The organism is Streptomyces montanus (assembly GCF_005786655.1).
In the GTDB taxonomy this organism is placed as follows: domain Bacteria; phylum Actinomycetota; class Actinomycetes; order Streptomycetales; family Streptomycetaceae; genus Streptomyces; species Streptomyces sporangiiformans.
On sequence record NZ_VBZC01000050.1, the window covers coordinates 26,707 to 43,676 of the forward strand.

Consider the following 16,970-nt stretch of genomic DNA (forward strand, 5'->3'; position numbering starts at 1 on the left):
TGTTCACCAGCTGATTCCGGCCGCCACCGGCAGGTGGTCACTGCCCGTGGCCGGCAGCGACCACGAGCTCTCCGGCTTCACGCCGCGGACCAGGATCTGGTCGATCCGCGCCACCGGGAACCGCGCCGGCCAGGTGAAGCCGAAGGCGTCCCCGGCCGCGTCCTGGGCCGAGTGCAGCTGCGAGGTGATGTCGGCGAGCGCGCGGTCGTCCGTGGTGCCGTTCAGGTCGCCGAGCAGCACCACCCGCTCGTTCCGCTCGGCGGCGATGGCCGCACCGAGCGCCCGCGCGTTTCTGTCCCGCGAATCCGTCCAGAAGCCCGCCCTGGGATTCACGCGTACGGACCCCAGGTGGGCCACATAGACCGCCAGCGCCCCGTGGTCCGTGGCCACCGTGGTGCGGAGCGCCCGGTTGTAGGCCATCTTGACGTCGGCCGGCTTGGTGTCCGCCAGCGGCCCGACGTCCTGCTTGATGTCGACCGGCTGGGTGTGGGACAGCGGCAGCTTGCTCCACAGCCCGACCGTGCCCTGGACCGTGTGGTACGGATACGCCTTCGCCAGCTCCGTCTCGTACGTGCCCCTGGCTTGCTGGGCCAGCTCCTCCAGTGCCAGCACGTCCGCACCGGAGGCGGCCAGGTCGCGGGCGGTGCCGGCGGGGTCGGGGTTGTCGGCGCCGACGTTGTGGCTGGCCACGGTGAGGTCGCTGCCCGAGTGGGACTTGTCGCTGAGCAGCCCGCCGAAGAGGTTCAGCCACACCGTGACCGGCAGCAGCAGCGCGGCCACCGCGGAGGCAGAGCGGCGCCAGAGCGCTCCGGCCAGCAGCACCGGGATGAACAGGCCGAACCAAGGCAGGAAGGTCTCCACCAGGCTGCCGAGGCCCCCGATCCGGTTCGGGATCTTCGTGTGCAGCAGCATGAGCATTCCGAGCAGCAGCGCCAGCGCCGCTAGCACCAGGCCGCGCTTCCAGGGCCCCGGCAGGGAGCCGGCGCGGATCGCCCGGCGGATGCGCGCGCGCCAGGGCCCGGCGCCGGTGTCCCGGCGGATGCCCGAGCGCCGGGTACCGGAGTCGGCATCCCGGTGGCCGGCGCCGCCCTGTCCGGTCTCCGCCGTGTCCACCTGTGCCGTTGTCTGTCCGCGCTCACTGCCGGTCACTGCTGCATCCTCGGGTCCTGGGTGGGGTCGGCATACATGCGCGGGCAACCACGATCGATGGCACGGGTGCGCAGTTCGTAGTGCCAGGGTTCGTTCCTGTAGATCTGGCACAGCCCGTACTCGGCACCATGGTCGGACAGCCACGCCGTCGCATCGGAGTGCCCGATGTCGACCGCGTCCCCCGACACGTGAGGAGACGTCGCCGCGGTGGCCACCCTTCGGGCGGCCTCGTCTTCAGACCCGTACTTGGAGACCGCCTCGCGAAGAAGCTGATTCTGGTACCCCGGGGAACGCCAGCCGCTGTTGACGTAGAACTCGACTCCGTCGTCCGCGGCAGCCGTTGCAGCCTGGCGGAGGGCCTTGAGCAGGCCTGGATCGAGGTTGGCCAGAGCCGGAATCGCGTCATCGAAGACCGTCACACCGTCGGGGACGACACCGTCAGCCTCGCCGAGCGCACCAAGGTGGTCACTGCGAAGAGCATTCGAGGGTGATGCGGCCGAAGAGGACGAGGACTTCGCCACCTGGTAGCCGAGGGCTGCGGTGATCACTGCCAGGACGACCAGCAGGCCGACGACAAGGAGCCGGCGGATCCGGCGGGGCGTTGTTCGTGCTAATGGTGGGGTTCGAGTCATACCGCCAGTCAAGGCAGCGCGGTGTTGCCGGCACGTATCTGGTTTTCGATACGCCGACGATATGCGTCGGCTCGTAGCCTCGGAGCATGCGTGTGCTGATCGTCGAGGACGAGCCCTATCTGGCAGAAGCCATCCGCGATGGCCTACGCCTGGAAGCGATCGCGGCCGACATCGCGGGTGACGGTGACACCGCTCTGGAAGTGCTGAGCGTCAACGCCTACGACATCGCCGTCCTCGACCGCGACGTCCCCGGACCGTCCGGTGACGAGATCGCCAAACACATCGTCGCCTCCGGCGGCGGCATGCCGATCCTCATGCTCACCGCTGCCGACCGGCTCGACGACAAGGCCTCCGGGTTCGAGCTCGGCGCCGACGACTACCTCACGAAGCCGTTCGAACTCCGAGAACTCGTGCTCAGGCTCAGAGCACTCGACCGCAGACGCGCCCACAACAGGCCTCCCGTGCGAGAGATCGCAGGTCTGCGGCTGGACCCGTTCCGCAGAGAGGTGTACCGGGACAGCCGCTATGTCGCGCTGACCAGGAAGCAGTTCGCCGTGCTCGAAGCCCTCGTCGCTGCCGAGGGCGGTGTCGTCAGCGCCGAAGAACTCCTGGAACGCGCATGGGATGAGAACGCCGACCCTTTCACCAACGCCGTACGCATCACCGTCTCGGCACTGCGCAAACGGCTCGGCGAACCCTGGATCATCGCCACCGTGCCAGGCGTCGGCTACCGCATCGACACGCAACCGGAGGCCGGACACGAGGGAGGCGAGCGTGGATAGGGCACCTGGGTTGAGCGTTCGCCTCAAACTCACCCTCAGCTACGCCGGGTTCCTCATGCTGGCCGGCGCCCTGCTGCTCGCGGCGGTGTGGGTGTTCCTCCTCCGCTATGTCCCCGACCGCGCGATGCTCATCAACCCCGATGACAAGCCCACGAGTGGTGTTTTTCCTGTCCGGTCCGCCCTCCTGAACGTTTTCGCTCCGAGGGCAGCCGCAGTGCTGGCGTTCCTGCTGGTGTTCGGCCTCGTGGGAGGGTGGATCCTCGCCGGCCGGATGCTCGCCCCGCTGACCCGGATCACCAACGCCACACGCATGGCCACGAACGGATCACTCTCCCACCGGATCCGGCTACCGGGCCGCAAAGACGAGTTCCGCGAACTCGCCGACGCCTTCGACACGATGCTCGCACGGCTCGAAGCGCACGTCGCCGAACAGCAGAGATTCGCAGCCAACGCCTCTCACGAGTTGCGCACCCCGCTGGCGATCTCGAAGGCGCTTCTCGACGTGGCCCGCACCGATCCGAACCACGACGCCGGCGAAGTCATCGACCGCCTCCACGCCGTCAACACCCGAGCGATCAACCTCACTGAAGCACTGCTCCTGCTCAGCCACGCCAACCAGAGGTCCTTCACCCGAGAACCTGTCGACCTGTCCCTGCTCGTAGAAGAGGCCACCGAAACACTCCTCCCCCTCGCGGAAAAGCACGGCGTCACCATCGAGACCTCCGGCGACATCACCCCCAAGATCGGATCGCAAGCGCTCCTGCTGCAGCTGACCACGAACCTCGTGCACAACGCGATCGTCCACAACCTGCCTGAACAGGGCACCGTGTGGGTCAATACCAGCGTCCGCCCCAAGACTGTGGTGCTCACTGTCGAGAACACCGGCGAGAAGCTCACTCCAGAACTGGCCTCGACACTCACCGAACCGTTCCAGCGCGGCACCGAGCGCATACACGCCGACCACGCAGGCGTCGGCCTCGGCCTGGCAATCGTCAAGACCATCACCCACGCACACGACGGAACACTCACCCTCACCCCGCGCTCTGCCGGCGGGATCCGCATCACTGTGGAACTACCCGCGACAGCCCCGCACGCCGACAGGTAATGAATCAGGGAATTGATGCGCCGCCACTGTTGTGAACAGGCGGTCACTGACCGATCAGGGTCTGCGGGTTCGAGTACGCGACATGACCTGGTGGCCATCAGCTGCACTGCCAGGTGAACATGGCCCGGTCGAATCGCCGCTCGGCCAGGTCCTGCGGGCGCATCAGCCAGTACAGGGCCCCGGCGTCACCCCACATCATGTCCGCGGCGTCCTCGCTGTCGAACTGCGCCAGCAGCACCCAACTGCCCGCTTCCTTCGACAGCCGGGGATCGTCCCAGGACGTCTCCCCCTCCAGGACCGCTTCCGCGATCTCCATCTCCACCGGGTTCTGAACCGCATGCGCATGGCCACCGATCTGGTGGCCCGCCGCGTCGTCGAACTCCCAGAGCGCGTCGAGGAACTCCTGAGTGCACACGGGGTGGTCGTAGCGCTGCCCCAGCGGGGCACCCGGTGCGAAGGTCTCGCGGATCCGCGGATGCCAGGGCTCGGCCGCCGTCATCTCCACCCGGCCGGCCAGCAACACCACGGGATACGGCTCGAGTTCCGCGGGCGTCTCGTGCTCCAGCGCCTCTTCGCCGGCCGGTACGTAGAGCACTCGGGCGCCCGCCCAGCTCTCTCGATCCTCCGGCAGCACGAGAGCATCACCGTCATCCAGCTGACCGTCGAAGTAGAAGAACAGCAGCCTCCCCGCGTCCGGCAGGTCGATATCCAGAGCATCGGCGGGCAGCGCCGCGCAGTCGATCGAAGCGATGAACGAGAGCGGCCCGTGCCCCTCCCACACAGGCCAGTCCGTATCCGCCGGCAGCTTCGGCCGACCACCGAGATGACCGACCAGGTTGTCCGAGCCTGCGGCTACCTCAAGTCGGAATCCGGGGCGCAGCAGACCGAGCCACTGCGCGGCAACGTCGGGAGACAGGTGCCGCAGGGCGAGAGAGCGCAGAGCATCCGAGGATCCGTGAACCATGCGCCCGATCATGCACGGCACCACTGACAGGCCGCCCCGCACACCATCCACTTGCCGCGCTAACTCGCGCCTGACAGCGAGTCGGTTGGGAGAAGCCGCCAAGGAGGCGGGCACCTACTTGACGCGCGCGATTTCCCACGCTTTGATCCTGGCGTGCCGAGGCGTGCAGCCCGGTACGCAGAGGTGCGCCCAGCCGGTAGCGGACATGGTTCAAGTCCGGCCAAAGTCGCCAGGATCGCTGTAGGCGTCCGAGGCGGGGTCGTACTCGCGATTGATGGAGCGGACATGCCCGTCAAGCGTGTTGCCCGCGCCGGAGGCCTCAGGGCAGCCGCTGCTCTGGTCGCCCTCGCGGCGCTGGCCGCCTGTACGTCCTGGTCCGACGACGACCCGGCCGACACCGCGAAACGGAAGCCGACGCCGGCCCCGACGCCCAGGAGCGTCCGGCTGCCGCCCCGGCACGTCGGCTTCGACTACCAGATCGGCGGCTCCTATTCTCCGCCGGCCGGAGTCCGCATCGTCAGCCGCGACCGCACGGACGCGCCCGCCCCCGGTCTCTACAACATCTGTTACGTCAACGCCTTCCAGGCCCAGCCGGACGAGCGGGACGACTGGCCCGCAGAGCTGCTGCTGCGCGACAGGACGGGCAAGGTCGTCGTGGACGGCGACTGGGGCGAGGCACTGCTCGACATCGGTACGTCTGCCAAACGCAAGCGGATCGCGGACCGGATCAACCAGTGGGTCGACGGCTGCGCGGCCAAGGGCTACGACGCCGTCGAGCCGGACAACTACGACAGTTACACCCGCTCGCGCCGCCTGCTGACCGCGAACGACGCCGCGTCCTTCATCAAGCTTCTCTCCGCGCACGCGCACGCCCGGGGCCTGGCCATCGCACAGAAGAACACGGTGGAGCTGGCCGGCTTCCGGTCCCGTACGGGGCTCGATTTCGCGGTGGCGGAGGAGTGCGGCGAATACGACGAGTGCGGTGAGTACGCCAAGGCGTTCGATGACCGGGTCGTCGTGATCGAGTACACGGACAACGGCCTGAAGAAGGCCCGTTCGGGCTTCGGTGACCGGCTGTGCATCGTGCGCCGGGATGTGCTGGTGTCGAAGCCGGGCAGCGCCGACTACGTCCGCGAGACCCGCTGACGGGAGACCCCGATGAGTCGAACTCGAGGTGTTCTGTGCCCGGTTGGCCGCGACGACCTCGTACGGGCTCATCGGGCGCTGTTGCAACGGGAGTTGCTGGCCGAGCTGGGCCACTGAGCCGGTCCGGGCGGACCGGGCTACTCGGCTACTCGGCTACGGAGCTACGGATCCAGCAGCTCCAGGGCCCGCTCCCAGCGAAACCCGCCCTCCACCGGACCGCCGAAGGAGTGCTCGCCGAACCGGACGCCCATCCCGCGCAGCCGCTTCAGGCTCTCCTGGTAGGCGGGGTGGGCGGCCAACGCCTCACTGACGCAAGGGAGTACGGCGATCGGGACGCCGAGGCCGTACGCCTCGCAGAGCGTGCCGAGGGCAAGGGTGTCGGAGATCCCGGCCGCCCATTTGTTGACGGTGTTGAACGTCGCGGGCGCCACGACGACGGCGTCCGGGTCCGGGAAGGGCCGCGGGTCGCCCGGCGACCGCCAGGCGGAGCGGATCATCCGTCCGGTCTGCTCCTCGGCCGCGGCGGTGTCGAAGAAGCCCGTCGCGAGCGGGGTCGCGATGACGCCGACGTCCCAGTCGCGCTCCTGGGCGAGTGTGATCAACGCGCCGACGCCCTCGGCGACTCCGGCGGCGCAGACGACGACGTAGAGGAAGGGTTTCCCGGCCTGTTCGGTCACCGTCCGAAGCCTACTGAACAGGCCCTACTGGAGGGGAAAGGAGTCCCCGCGCTCCGAGTCCGGGTGCGGGCCGAAGATCCGGCGCTCCTTCTCCTCGATCGGTACGTCGTTGATACCGGCCTCGCGCCGGGTCATCAGACCGTGTTCGTCGAACTCCCAGAGTTCGTTGCCGTACGAGCGCCACCACTGACCGTCGGCATCATGGGATTCGTACTGGAAGCGGACGGCGATGCGGTTGCCGTCGAAGGCCCAGAGGTCCTTGCGCAGGGCGTACTCCTGCTCGCGGCGCCACTTCTCGGTGAGCAGCTCCACGATGCGGGCGCGGCCCGTCACAAAGGTGTCGCGGTTGCGCCAGACCGAGTCCTCCGAGTACGCGAGCGCGACCTTGTGGGGGTCGCGGGTGTTCCAGGCGTCCTCGGCCGCCTGGACCTTCTGCGCCGCGGTCTCACGGGTGAAGGGTGGCAGGGGCGGTCGGTCGGTCATGGACTTCCTCTCGACGGTGATGTCCTGGCCAGCGGCGGTGTCCCCGACAGGGAGAACCATCGTTGCATGACCGGGGCCGGACACCCCTGGGCATGGTTGAGTTCTGTGGGGTAGATGTGAGCCTGGAATGGTTCAGCACGCACACGACGATGGGAACGAAGGCATGCCTCTGGAGGGCGAGTACGAGCCCAGCCCCACGCAGTGGGTTCGTGAGCAGGTGGAGTTGATCGAGAGTTCCGGTGGGACCAAGGGGACCACGCTGATGGACACGGGGATGCCCGTGATCCTGCTGACCACCCGGGGCGCCAAGAGCGGCAAGGTACGCAAGACCCCGCTCATGCGCGTGGAGCACGAGGGCGCTTACGCCGCCGTCGCCTCCCTGGGCGGCGCGCCCAAGCATCCGGTCTGGTACCACAACGTCCTGGCCGATCCGCGGGTCGAGCTCCGGGACGGCACGGTGCGCCAGGACATGATCGCCCGTGAAGTGACGGGCGAGGAGAAGGCTTTGTGGTGGGAGCGCGCCGTCGCGGCGTATCCGCCGTACGCCGACTACCAGAAGAAGACCGACCGCGAGATCCCGGTTTTCGTCCTGGAACCGGCCGGCGGGCACTGACGGCGATCACGGTCCGGCAGGTTCTCCGGAAGATTTGGCGGGCCCGGCAGGAATGAACCGTCGTGCGCCGGGCACACGACCTTCAGGCCCCGCCGCGCTCCCCCGTCGCGGCGGGGCCCATCGCTGTCCGCCCCGGGGCCCGGCCGGCCGCCCTTCCGGGCAGGTCAGCCCCCACGCGGCCCCCGACGAGCGTCCCGTTTCGCGGTCGGCGCGTCCGTCACGTCGAGGAAGATCTGCTCGGCCTCAGGGGCCGTATGGGACACCGACCGCTTGATCCGCTCGGCGACCAGTTCGACGTCCTCGCTGTCCAGGCCGGGCGTGAGGTCGACCCGGGCGGCCACCAGGGTCGAGTCCAGACCGAGTTGCATGGTCAGCAGGGACTCCACGGAGTCGATCTCCGGCTGCGCCGCCAGCAGGGCCCGGACACGGTGGCTGAGCTCGGGATCGGCGGCACGGCCGATCAGCTGGTCACGCGCCTCACGCCCCAGCCGGTACGCCACGTACACGAGCAGTGCCCCGATGGCGAACGACGCCGCCGCCTCCCAGACGACCTGCCCGGTGCTCATATGGAGCGCCATGCCCCGTGATCGCGAGGGTCACGCCGAGCACGGCGGTGCCGTCCTCCGCGACCACCGTCCGCAGGGCCGGGTCGCGAGCTGCGGAGGCGCCGCCCTGTGTGCGCACCTGGTGCAGGGCCCGCAGCAGGGACGCCCCCTCGGAGACGAGGGCGACACCGAGGACCACCAGCCCCGCCACATAGCCGTCGTAGGACTCCGCGGCGCCCCGGCTCAGGGCTTCCACACCCTGGAAGAAGGAGAAGCAGCCGCCCATCACGAAGATGCCGACGGCTGCCAGCAGGGACCAGAAGAAGCGTTCCTTTCCGTACCCGAAGGGGTGGCGGCTGTCGGCGCGACGCCGGCTGCGGCGCAGGGCGGCGAGGAGGAACACCTCGTTCGTGCTGTCGGCCACCGAGTGCGCCGCCTCCGAGAGCAGCGCCGGCGACCCCGCGACGAAGCCGCCCACGGCCTTGGCCACGGCGATGACGAGGTTCGCGGCCAGCGCCACGAGCACGGTGAGGCGTGTCCTGCGGTCCGATCGGGTCAACGGCTTATGGCTCACTTCGGCCGATTGCCCCGGTCGCGCGCCCTCACACGGGGGTGACGGCCAAATCCGGGGAACTCGTCCTCCCAGGGACCCGTCAGGAAGGAGAGGCGTGATGAGCGGCACCGAGGGCAACCGGGCGTATGGGAGGAAGCCCTTCAGGCGCTCCAAGAGCCACTTCACCGATCGCATCACGGCGGACGGCCGGGACGGCTGGCCGGTCGAGGCCGGGCGCTACCGTCTGGTCGTCAGCCGCGCCTGCCCGTGGGCGAGCCGTGCGGTGATCTCGCGCCGGCTGCTGGGGCTCGAGGACGCCCTGTCGATGGCCATCACCGACCCCGTCCAGGACGACCGCAGCTGGCGTTTCACGCTGGATCCGGGCGGCCGTGATCCTGTACTCGGCATCGGGTTCCTGAGCGAGGCGTACGACGCGCGGGAGCCGGAGTATCCGGGTGGCGTCAGCGTGCCCGCGATCGTGGACGTCCCCAGCGGCCGTCTGGTCACCAACGACTACCAGCGGATCACCCTGGACCTGGCCACCGAGTGGACGGCCCTGCACCGGGACGGGGCACCCGATCTCTACCCGGCGCGGCTGCGCGACGAGATCGACGAGGTCATGGCGGACGTCTACGAGGACGTCAACAACGGGGTGTACCGGGCCGGCTTCGCCACCGATCAGGAGGAGTACGCCGAGGCCTGTGAGCGTCTCTTCCGACGGCTGGAGCTGCTGACGGAGCGGCTCGGCAACCGGCGCTACCTGGTCGGCGACACGATCACGGAGGCGGACATCCGGCTGTTCACCACGCTGGTCCGCTTCGACGCCGTCTACCACGGCCACTTCAAGTGCAACCGCTGGAAGTTGACCGAGAACCAGGTCCTGTGGGCCTACGTACGCGACCTCTACCAGACGCCCGGCTTCGGCGACACCGCCGACTTCGATCACATCAAGCGTCACTACTACCAGGTCCACACGGGCATCAACCCGACCGGCATCGTGCCGCTCGGGCCCGATCTGTCGGGCTGGCTGACGCCTCATCGCCGCGAGGAGCTCGGCGGCCGTCCGTTCGGCGACGGGACCCCGCCGGGGCCCATACCCGAGGGCGAGGAGGTCCCGGTGGCCGGCCGGCCACCGGAGGATGACACAGGCCGAGGAACGACCTGAGCCGCAGAGAAAAGACTCAAAGATACAAAGACATAAGGAGACAGCGATGCCGAAGAAGAAAAAGATGAAGCTGCCCCTCGCCTACAAACCCCTCGGGTTCCTGCTCGGCTGGGCGAGCGGAGCCCTCGCCGGCCTGGCCTTCCAGAAGACGTGGCAGGCGATCCGGCACGAGGAGGACGCGCCCGACGCACTGGACAAGGACCGGAGTTGGGGCGAGGTGCTGCTGGCCGCGGCCATCCAGGGCGCCATCTTCGCCGTCGTCCGCAGCGCCGTGGACCGTTCGGGTGCGACGGCCGTCGAACGCGCGACCGGAGTGTGGCCGGCGGGCGACAAGGGCGGCCGGGACTGACTTCTTACCGTCAAGTAGGGTTGGCGTCCACATGCGGGGCCGCGGGGCCAGGAGCCAAGGGATCGAGCCATGAAGAACCGGACAGAGGTGGGCGACACCGTCGAGGACTTCGCGCTGCCCGACGAAACCGGAACCTCCCGGCAGCTCTCCGAGCTCCTGGCCGACGGCCCCGTCGTCCTCTTCTTCTATCCGGCCGCCCTGACTCCCGGCTGCACCGCCGAGGCGTGCCATTTCCGCGACCTGGCCGCCGAGTTCGCCGCCGTCGGGGCGCGGCCGGTGGGCATCAGCGGCGATCCGGTCGACCGGCAGCAGGAGTTCGCCGGAAAGCACACCCTGGGGTTTCCGCTGCTGTCCGACCCCGAGGGGGAGATCCGCGAGCGGTTCGGGGTGAAGCGGGGCTTCACGATGGCGCCCACGAAGCGGGTCACCTTCGTCATCTCCGAGGACCGGAAGATACTCGAAGTCGTGCGCAGCGAGATCAGGATGAGCGCGCACGCCGACCGCGCCCTGGCGGCACTGCGCGCCCACCGGGCCGACGGGCCGACTCGCCAGGGCTGACCGACTCCCGGGCGCTCAGCCCGACTTGGGCGCCGTGTCGCGCATGCGGCGCAGTGTGAAGGAGTGGCCGGCCGGATCGGCGTACCCCCGCTCCTCGAACGGACCGGCCGCCTCCTTGGTGTCCAGCGGCCGCCCGCCGAGTGATACGACCTTGCGCTCCGCCTCGTCGAGGTCCTCCACATGGAAGTCGAGGTGGACCTGCAGGGAGTTCTCGGGCCGCGGCCAGCTCGGCGGGGTGGCCGTCATGTCCCGGCGGAACGCCATGCGGAGCCCTTCACCGCCCTTGATCTCCACGCGGTTCGCGGTCGCGTCCGTCTGCTTGGCGTCGAGCAACTCCTCGTAGAACGCGGCGAGCTTCTCGGGCTCGGCACAGTCCAGTACCACCACGCCTGCCACTACCAGTGCCATGTCTCCTCCGTACGGGGCCGGACGCGGCGGCGTTCCCGCCCGTCGCTCCCCGCCATCGGGTACCCCGCCGCACGGAATCAGTCGTCCGCGAGCCGCTGACCTCCCGCATGAGGTACCGGCCGGTGAGCTCGATCACTCCGCTGTGCCGGACACAAGCGTATGCATTCGGCCACAGGAGCTCAAAAGAGTAACGAAGGTCACGAAGAAGTCACGGAGGTCACGGCATAGATCATTTACGATCAGGGCAGCCTCGTAGCGTAATCGAGTCAACTTTCGCCTCGGGAAGCGCAGTTCGAGTTTGGCGGGCGTCAAGTTCCGATCGCCCGCCCGCAGGGTGGGGGGCTCTGTGAACCGTCTCCAGGAGAGGACGCGAATGCCGCAGGACGTCAAGTTCGACCTCCCGTTCGACACCCCCATCAGTGAGCACCTCGATCACGCCCGGGCGCGACATCTGCGCTGGGTGTGGGACCGGCGCCTGGTGCGCAGCCAGGCCGGCTTCGAGGAGTACGTGTCCTGGGACCTGCCCCAGGCCGCCGCCCGCACTTATCCCCACGCCTCGGCCGAGGACATGGTCGTCCTCATGAACTGGTTCTCACTGGCCTTCCTGTTCGATGACCAGTTCGACGCCAGTAGACCTGACCGTGCCGACCGGATAGCCGACGTGGCGCGGGAGCTCATCGTCACACCGCTGCGTCCCGCGGGCAGCACCCCCCGGGTGGACTGCCCGATCACCATGGCCTGGGCGGAGGTCTGGGCGCATCTTTCGGAGGGTATGTCGCTGGCGTGGCGTACGCGGTTCGCGGCCTCCTGGGGCCGGTTCCTCGTGGCGCACACCGAGGAGGTGGACCTGGCGGCCCGAGGCCTGGCGGGCACGCTCGACCTCGACGAGTACACCGAGTTCCGCCGCCGCACGGTCGGCATCCACCACAGCATCGACGCCGGTGAACGCAGTCGTGGTTTCGAGGTTCCGGCTCAGGTGCAGGCGCATCCGCTGATGATCAGGATGCGTGATCTCGCCGCGGACACCATCGGGTTCATGAACGACATCCATTCCTTCGAGCGCGAGAAACGCCGAGGGGACGGACACAACCTGATAGCCGTCCTGCACCGGGAGAACCGGTGCACCTGGGAGGAAGCGGCCGACGAGGCGTTCCGGATGACCACGGAGTGTCTCAACCAGTATCTCGAACTGGAGGCCCAAGTACCGCAGATGTACGACGAGCTCGGCCTGGACGAGGACGAGCGGGAGCGGGTACGGATGGGCATCGAGGCCATCCAGCACTGGATCAACGGCAACTACGAGTGGGCGCTGACCTCGGGGCGGTACGCCGCGGACAAGAAAAGCCCGGCGGCCGCCGCCGAGTTGGCGGGCCGGGGATCGGTGGACGACCTGCTCACGGTCTGACGTCGGAGGGTCTCCTCGCGGCCTGTCGCACAGAAGCCCGTTCGGCCGGCCATCCGTGAGGTGGCCGGCCGAACGGGCTTCTGTGCGGCACAGATTGCTGTGCCGCGCTGACTTCTACACGGCGAACTCGACCGGGAGACGGTCCAGTCGTGCCTCCCAGGTCGAGGCCGTCGAGCTGAGCTCCTCGGGCGCCACCGCGAGGCGCAGGCCCGGCACGCGGTGCAGCAGGACGTCGACGGCCGTCTCGATGATGGCCTGGCCGATGTTCTGCCCCGGGCACTCGTGTGGACCGCCGCTGAACGCGAGATGCGACTGGTTGCCGTGCACGGAGATGCCGACGTCGGGCCGGATCTCCGGATCGACGTTGCCCGCGGTCAGGCAGAGCACCAGCAGGTCGCCCTCCTGGAGCCGGTGTCCGCCGAGTTCGAGATCGGTGGCGGCGAAGCGACCCGGGAGGACGGCCAGCGGCGGGGTGTTCCACATCACCTCTTCGACGACCGCGGAGATGTTCAGCTGCCCGCTGACCAGCCCGGCGAGCCTGGTGGCGTCGGTGAGGACCAGCTGCAGCACCCGGGCCAGCAGATTGCTGGTGGTGGTGTGCGCGGCGATCAGCACCAGCCGCAGGTGGCTGAGGATCTCGTCGTCGTCGAGGCCGGCGTGATGCTCGAGCAGTCCGGTGGTGAAGTCGGCCCCGGGCTCCGCACGCTTGCGTTCGGCGAGTTCGCCGAGGATCTGCATGATGCGGTCGTTGTGCAGGAGGGCGTCCTCGCCTCCCTTGAGCACCTGGGCGGAGGATTCGGCCAACCGCCGCCCCTCCCCCTCCGCGAGTCCGAACACCCTGGTGAGTACGAGCATCGGCAGATACTCGGCGTACTCCATCACCAGGTCGGCGCTGCCCTTGTCGGCGAACGCGTCGATCTGCTTGTTCGCGAAGTGCGTCACATGACGGCGTATGCCTCGGCTCGCCACGGCCTGCAGGTTGTCCGTGACCGCGCCACGCAGCCTCCGGTGCGGCTCGCCGTCCTGGGACACGCAGTCGGGACGCCAGCCGAGCATCGGGATCAGTGGTGAGGTGCTCTCGACACGACCCTCCTTCCAGTCTCGCCAGATCCGCGCGTCCCGGCTGAACTGACGGGGATTGTCGAGCACCCGTCTGTTCTCCCGGTACCCGAGCACCAGCCACGCTGGGACGTCACCTTCGAGCAGTACCGGCGCGACGGGCCCGTGCTCCTTGCGCAGCCTGGCGTAGATGCCGTGCGGGTCGCTCGCCGCCTCGGGCCCGTACAGGCGCGTGAGTTCGTCTCCCCCGCCATGTGCGACGGGGCAGCCCCGCGGGGCTTCGGAACCGTTCTGGGGCTGATCGGTCATCGGGACTCCAGAGCGACGGCAGAGCGTTCCTTCAGATGACGTATCAGGGCGATGAGTACGTCACGACTGGATTCCCGGTCACGGGCGTCGCAAGCCACGACCGGGGTGTGCGGGGAGATGTCCAGGGCGTCCCGGATCTCTTCGATCGGGTGCTCCTTGGAGTCGGGGAAGACATTGAGCGCGATGACGAAGGGGACGTTCTGCCGCTCCATCTCCTCGATCGCCCGGAAGCTGGAGGCCAGCCGCCGGGTGTCGACCAGGACGACGGCGCCGAGCGCACCTTTGAACAGGCCGTTCCACAGGAACCAGAACCGCTCCTGCCCCGGCGTCCCGAACAGGTACAGCACCAGCTGTTCGTTGATGCCGATCTTGCCGAAGTCGAGGCTGACGGTGGTCTCCTGCTTGTCGGCCACCCCGATCAGGTTGTCGACGTCGGCACTGGCCTGGGTCAGCGTCTCCTCGGTGGTGAGCGGCTTGATGTCGCTGACCGAGCGGACCATGGTGGTCTTTCCGGTGCCGAACCCGCCGGCGATCATCACCTTCACCGAGCGGGCGCCGGCCGGCACCGTGCCCTCGGCCGTGTGCCGGCCGGGATGGTCAAAGCCTTTCAAGTCCACTGAGTACCTCCTCAAGGAGCGCGAGGTCGGGCCCGCGGCCGGCGTCGGACGCCGGGATGGGGTCACGGGCTTCGATGCGGCCTGCGTCCAGCAGATCGGCCAGGAGCACCGCGAGAATGTTGAACGGCAATCCGAGGTGGGCGCCGAGTTCGGCGACCGACAGCGGATCGCGGCAGCGCCGGAGTATCTCCTCGTGCTCGTGCTGCAGGCCGGGGACGGCGGCGGCGCGGGAGATGATGAGGGTCGCCACGTCAAGGCTCGACGCCGAACCGCCCGGTCCGCTGCGGCCACCTGTGAGGACGTAGTAGCGCTCGAGACCGGACGGGTCCGTGGGTCGGCGGGGACCACTCATCCAGTGCGCTCCTCCAGGCGCGGAGTGGTGCCGAGGAGCTCACCCATCCTGCGGGCCAGATCCCTCATCTGATGGCCGAGCAGGCCCTGGTCGAGCCCTTCCCTGGCGAGCACTCCGAGGTACGTCTCCACGCCGGCCCGCACGACGAAGAGGTGTCCGCCGTCCACCTCGATCATCGCAAGGCGCAGCTGCCCCCCGTACTTGGGGAAGTGCCCGGCCACAGGCTGGGCCAGCGCCTGCAGGCCCGCCACCACGGCGGCGAAACGGTCCACATCGTCGGGATCGTCGGCACCATAGGAGGTGATCGCCTTGCCGTCGCTGGAGGCCACGAGGGCGAAACTGATCTCCTTGATGCTCTCGACCAGATCGCGGAGCGCCCAGCTCACGTCGGTTCCCTGTTGCGTCATGTGGACTAGTCGCTCTCTTCAGTGCTGTGCTCGGTGGACTCACGTCCGGCTGCCGGCTCGCGCTCGGCGGTCGGCCCGTCTCCGTCGGCCGACTCCCGGCCGGCGGTGGCGAAGGCGGCCAGACCGGTGAAGGACGCGTCCGGCGGCACGGCGTGCGAGGCCGTGGTACCGGACCCGTCGTCACGCTCGGCCGGCTTCGGCCGCGCGGACTCCACTCGCCTGCGACGCCTGGGCAGTCCGCCCGGAGTGGTGTCCCCGGCCTCTTCCACGGGAACCTGAGCGGGTTCGGGCGCGGCCGCCTCAGCGTCCGGCTCGGCCGCGGCGGAGACCTGGGCGGCCGGAGCCGGAGCCGTGACGGCGGCGGGCAGCGGGCTGAAATACTTGTGCGGTACCACCACTACCACCGAGGTGCCGAGCCAGGGCGAGTCCGCGAAGGTGACTCTGATGCCGTAGCGGCGGGCCAGGGAGCCCACCACTCGCAGTCCGAGATGAGCGTCCTCGGACACACCACCGAGACCGGGGCCGGATGCCTCGCCCTCGAGCGACTGAAGCGCCTCACGCTTCTTCTCCTCGTTCAGCCCCTTGCCCGAGTCCTGGATCTCGATACCGACGCCGTTGGGCACCTCCTTGCCGGAGACGACCACAGGCTCGGTGGGCGGCGAGTAGCGCGCCGCGTTGTCCAGGAGGTGGGCGAAGACCAGCGTGAGGTGGTCCACCAGGCCGCCGTCGACGCCGAGTTCGGGCAGATGCCGGACCTGGACTCGCTCGAAGTCCTTGATCCGGCCGATGCCGCCACGGACCACGCTGAGCAGTCGCTGCGGCTCCTGCCACTGCCGGCCGGGCCGGTCCGAGCCGCCGAGTACGCCGATGCTCGCGGCCAGACAGTCGGCGGGACCGATCTCCTGGTCGAGCTCCATCAGCCCGTGGGCCACGGCGGGCAGCCTGCCGTGCTCCCCCTGCATCTCGTGCAGCCGACCGCGCAGCTTGCTGGTGAGCACGTGGATGCGGTTGCCGATACTGATGACGGCCTGCTCGGCCGACGTGGAGCGGTTGAACTCCTCCTCCACGCCGATCAGGGCCGTCCTGAGGACCTTGCGCAGTTCGGCCCGCAGGTCGGGGCTGACCTCCGCGCACTGGTTGACGGTGGGCAGCACGTCGTCGATGGCCTCACCGGCGCGCAGCCGCTTCAGCGCGTCCGGCAGCTGGGTTTCGGCGAGCAGAGCGACGGCGGCCTGCTGCCGGTCCAGCTGTTCCTGCCAGGCCTGGGCCTGCTCGGCGATCCGCGCCTCGTACGCCTGGGCCTGTTCGGCCAGCTGCGCGTCATGGGTCCCACGCTCGGCCGCGTACTTCCGCTCCAGGCCGGCCACATGCTGCTGCCACTGCTGTGAGTGCTCGGCCTGCGCGTTCCTGAACTCACCAGCACTCCGGCGCAGTTGATGCTGGGACCGGACAAGCAGCCGTACGCAGGCGGCACTTGCCGCTGTCGCCACGGCACCGGCGACGATCGCGGTTATTCGGGTCTGGCCGGAGCCCGTGATCGCGGCGGCGACGGTCCCAGCACCTAAGGTCAGCGGCAGCGCCCACCAGCTGTACCAAGTGACCGGCGCCCGCGCCGCCGGCGGCGGGGTGGCAAGTTCCATGTGCATCCTTCGAAGCAACACGATCGAACAGGGGGATAGAGGGGGTAGGGGG

At 68.9% G+C, this 16,970-nt stretch carries 19 protein-coding genes and 1 pseudogene; 8 read left to right on the top strand and 12 right to left on the bottom strand.

What is annotated here, in order from left to right:
* Positions 1 to 3: 3 nt before the first annotated feature.
* A complete protein-coding gene (locus FE633_RS34370; protein ID WP_138049122.1) occupies positions 4 to 990 on the bottom strand; it encodes an endonuclease/exonuclease/phosphatase family protein in 987 nt (328 codons plus the stop codon).
* Between the two features lie 155 nt (positions 991 to 1,145).
* The gene (locus FE633_RS34375) at positions 1,146 to 1,781 is read right to left on the bottom strand and encodes a M15 family metallopeptidase (RefSeq protein ID WP_171060234.1); all 636 of its coding nucleotides are present in this window, start codon (positions 1,779 to 1,781) and stop codon (positions 1,146 to 1,148) included.
* A gap of 86 nt (positions 1,782 to 1,867) precedes the next feature.
* On the opposite strand from FE633_RS34375, the gene FE633_RS34380 reads away from it, so the two are divergent.
* On the top strand, positions 1,868 to 2,563 hold the full coding sequence (locus FE633_RS34380; RefSeq protein ID WP_138049090.1) for a response regulator transcription factor: 696 nt from the start codon (positions 1,868 to 1,870) through the stop codon (positions 2,561 to 2,563).
* On the top strand, positions 2,556 to 3,668 hold the full coding sequence (locus FE633_RS34385) for a sensor histidine kinase (protein ID WP_212747318.1): 1,113 nt from the start codon (positions 2,556 to 2,558) through the stop codon (positions 3,666 to 3,668). The genes FE633_RS34380 and FE633_RS34385 overlap by 8 nt, the downstream gene beginning before the upstream one ends.
* A gap of 97 nt (positions 3,669 to 3,765) precedes the next feature.
* On the opposite strand, the gene FE633_RS34390 is transcribed toward FE633_RS34385, so the two are convergent.
* Positions 3,766 to 4,632 carry a YwqG family protein gene (locus FE633_RS34390; RefSeq protein WP_138049091.1) on the bottom strand — a complete coding sequence of 289 codons (867 nt, stop codon included), beginning with the start codon at positions 4,630 to 4,632 and terminating at the stop codon, positions 3,766 to 3,768.
* Between the two features lie 285 nt (positions 4,633 to 4,917).
* On the opposite strand from FE633_RS34390, the gene FE633_RS34395 reads away from it, so the two are divergent.
* Positions 4,918 to 5,778: an endo alpha-1,4 polygalactosaminidase gene (locus tag FE633_RS34395; RefSeq protein WP_138049092.1), complete on the top strand. Its 861-nt coding sequence runs from the start codon at positions 4,918 to 4,920 to the stop codon at positions 5,776 to 5,778.
* A 161-nt stretch (positions 5,779 to 5,939) separates the two neighbouring features.
* Here FE633_RS34395 and FE633_RS34400 read toward each other — a convergent pair whose 3' ends face one another.
* Entirely contained in the window at positions 5,940 to 6,455 is a 516-nt protein-coding gene (locus FE633_RS34400; protein WP_138049093.1) for a flavoprotein, read from the bottom strand.
* A gap of 24 nt (positions 6,456 to 6,479) precedes the next feature.
* Entirely contained in the window at positions 6,480 to 6,938 is a 459-nt protein-coding gene (locus FE633_RS34405) for a nuclear transport factor 2 family protein (RefSeq protein ID WP_138049094.1), read from the bottom strand.
* 163 nt (positions 6,939 to 7,101) lie between these two features.
* Between FE633_RS34405 and FE633_RS34410 the strand changes: the two genes are divergently transcribed.
* Positions 7,102 to 7,551, top strand: coding sequence for a nitroreductase family deazaflavin-dependent oxidoreductase (locus tag FE633_RS34410; RefSeq protein WP_138049095.1), 450 nt, complete (start codon positions 7,102 to 7,104; stop codon positions 7,549 to 7,551).
* A 164-nt stretch (positions 7,552 to 7,715) separates the two neighbouring features.
* Here FE633_RS34410 and FE633_RS34415 read toward each other — a convergent pair.
* Positions 7,716 to 8,670: pseudogene (locus FE633_RS34415) on the bottom strand (cation diffusion facilitator family transporter).
* Positions 8,671 to 8,767: 97 nt separating this feature from the next.
* Here FE633_RS34415 and FE633_RS34420 point away from each other — a divergent pair.
* The 3 genes from FE633_RS34420 (at position 8,768) to FE633_RS34430 (ending at position 10,721) form a co-directional block, all read left to right on the top strand.
* Positions 8,768 to 9,814, top strand: coding sequence for a glutathione S-transferase family protein (locus FE633_RS34420; RefSeq protein WP_138049096.1), 1,047 nt, complete (start codon positions 8,768 to 8,770; stop codon positions 9,812 to 9,814).
* Between the two features lie 46 nt (positions 9,815 to 9,860).
* Positions 9,861 to 10,163, top strand: coding sequence for a DUF4235 domain-containing protein (locus FE633_RS34425; protein WP_138049097.1), 303 nt, complete (start codon positions 9,861 to 9,863; stop codon positions 10,161 to 10,163).
* 69 nt (positions 10,164 to 10,232) lie between these two features.
* Positions 10,233 to 10,721 carry a peroxiredoxin gene (locus tag FE633_RS34430; RefSeq protein ID WP_138049098.1) on the top strand — a complete coding sequence of 163 codons (489 nt, stop codon included), beginning with the start codon at positions 10,233 to 10,235 and terminating at the stop codon, positions 10,719 to 10,721.
* Between the two features lie 15 nt (positions 10,722 to 10,736).
* Here the strand turns inward: FE633_RS34430 and FE633_RS34435 are convergent, their stop codons facing one another.
* Positions 10,737 to 11,129, bottom strand: a complete 393-nt coding sequence (locus tag FE633_RS34435; RefSeq protein WP_138049099.1) for a VOC family protein — start codon at positions 11,127 to 11,129, stop codon at positions 10,737 to 10,739.
* Positions 11,130 to 11,502: 373 nt separating this feature from the next.
* On the opposite strand from FE633_RS34435, the gene FE633_RS34440 reads away from it, so the two are divergent.
* Positions 11,503 to 12,534, top strand: coding sequence for a 7-epi-alpha-eudesmol synthase (locus FE633_RS34440; RefSeq protein WP_138049100.1), 1,032 nt, complete (start codon positions 11,503 to 11,505; stop codon positions 12,532 to 12,534).
* A gap of 114 nt (positions 12,535 to 12,648) precedes the next feature.
* On the opposite strand, the gene FE633_RS34445 is transcribed toward FE633_RS34440, so the two are convergent.
* The 5 genes from FE633_RS34445 to FE633_RS34465 are packed head-to-tail and all read right to left on the bottom strand — an operon-like array spanning position 12,649 to position 16,918.
* On the bottom strand, positions 12,649 to 13,902 hold the full coding sequence (locus FE633_RS34445) for a cytochrome P450 (protein ID WP_138049101.1): 1,254 nt from the start codon (positions 13,900 to 13,902) through the stop codon (positions 12,649 to 12,651).
* Entirely contained in the window at positions 13,899 to 14,519 is a 621-nt protein-coding gene (locus tag FE633_RS34450; RefSeq protein ID WP_138049102.1) for a GTP-binding protein, read from the bottom strand. The genes FE633_RS34445 and FE633_RS34450 overlap by 4 nt, the downstream gene beginning before the upstream one ends.
* Positions 14,500 to 14,871: a DUF742 domain-containing protein gene (locus FE633_RS34455; RefSeq protein WP_119105053.1), complete on the bottom strand. Its 372-nt coding sequence runs from the start codon at positions 14,869 to 14,871 to the stop codon at positions 14,500 to 14,502. The genes FE633_RS34450 and FE633_RS34455 overlap by 20 nt, the downstream gene beginning before the upstream one ends.
* Positions 14,868 to 15,278: a roadblock/LC7 domain-containing protein gene (locus tag FE633_RS34460; protein ID WP_119105052.1), complete on the bottom strand. Its 411-nt coding sequence runs from the start codon at positions 15,276 to 15,278 to the stop codon at positions 14,868 to 14,870. The genes FE633_RS34455 and FE633_RS34460 overlap by 4 nt, the downstream gene beginning before the upstream one ends.
* A gap of 5 nt (positions 15,279 to 15,283) precedes the next feature.
* Positions 15,284 to 16,918 carry a sensor histidine kinase gene (locus FE633_RS34465; protein WP_138049103.1) on the bottom strand — a complete coding sequence of 545 codons (1,635 nt, stop codon included), beginning with the start codon at positions 16,916 to 16,918 and terminating at the stop codon, positions 15,284 to 15,286.
* Positions 16,919 to 16,970: the final 52 nt, after the last annotated feature.

What these genes read in the sequence shown, in the direction of transcription:
- FE633_RS34430 (WP_138049098.1), top strand. Translation starts at nt 10,233, where the DNA reads ATGAAGAACCGGACAGAGGTGGGCGACACCGTCGAGGACTTCGCGCTG.
- FE633_RS34425 (WP_138049097.1), top strand. Translation starts at nt 9,861, where the DNA reads ATGCCGAAGAAGAAAAAGATGAAGCTGCCCCTCGCCTACAAACCCCTC.
- FE633_RS34410 (WP_138049095.1), top strand. Translation starts at nt 7,102, where the DNA reads ATGCCTCTGGAGGGCGAGTACGAGCCCAGCCCCACGCAGTGGGTTCGT.
- FE633_RS34395 (WP_138049092.1), top strand. Translation starts at nt 4,918, where the DNA reads ATGCCCGTCAAGCGTGTTGCCCGCGCCGGAGGCCTCAGGGCAGCCGCT.
- FE633_RS34405 (WP_138049094.1), bottom strand. Translation starts at nt 6,938, where the DNA reads ATGACCGACCGACCGCCCCTGCCACCCTTCACCCGTGAGACCGCGGCG.
- FE633_RS34445 (WP_138049101.1), bottom strand. Translation starts at nt 13,902, where the DNA reads ATGACCGATCAGCCCCAGAACGGTTCCGAAGCCCCGCGGGGCTGCCCC.
- FE633_RS34465 (WP_138049103.1), bottom strand. Translation starts at nt 16,918, where the DNA reads ATGGAACTTGCCACCCCGCCGCCGGCGGCGCGGGCGCCGGTCACTTGG.
- FE633_RS34380 (WP_138049090.1), top strand. Translation starts at nt 1,868, where the DNA reads ATGCGTGTGCTGATCGTCGAGGACGAGCCCTATCTGGCAGAAGCCATC.
- FE633_RS34420 (WP_138049096.1), top strand. Translation starts at nt 8,768, where the DNA reads ATGAGCGGCACCGAGGGCAACCGGGCGTATGGGAGGAAGCCCTTCAGG.
- FE633_RS34390 (WP_138049091.1), bottom strand. Translation starts at nt 4,632, where the DNA reads ATGGTTCACGGATCCTCGGATGCTCTGCGCTCTCTCGCCCTGCGGCAC.
- FE633_RS34375 (WP_171060234.1), bottom strand. Translation starts at nt 1,781, where the DNA reads ATGACTCGAACCCCACCATTAGCACGAACAACGCCCCGCCGGATCCGC.
- FE633_RS34460 (WP_119105052.1), bottom strand. Translation starts at nt 15,278, where the DNA reads ATGACGCAACAGGGAACCGACGTGAGCTGGGCGCTCCGCGATCTGGTC.
- FE633_RS34435 (WP_138049099.1), bottom strand. Translation starts at nt 11,129, where the DNA reads ATGGCACTGGTAGTGGCAGGCGTGGTGGTACTGGACTGTGCCGAGCCC.
- FE633_RS34455 (WP_119105053.1), bottom strand. Translation starts at nt 14,871, where the DNA reads ATGAGTGGTCCCCGCCGACCCACGGACCCGTCCGGTCTCGAGCGCTAC.
- FE633_RS34440 (WP_138049100.1), top strand. Translation starts at nt 11,503, where the DNA reads ATGCCGCAGGACGTCAAGTTCGACCTCCCGTTCGACACCCCCATCAGT.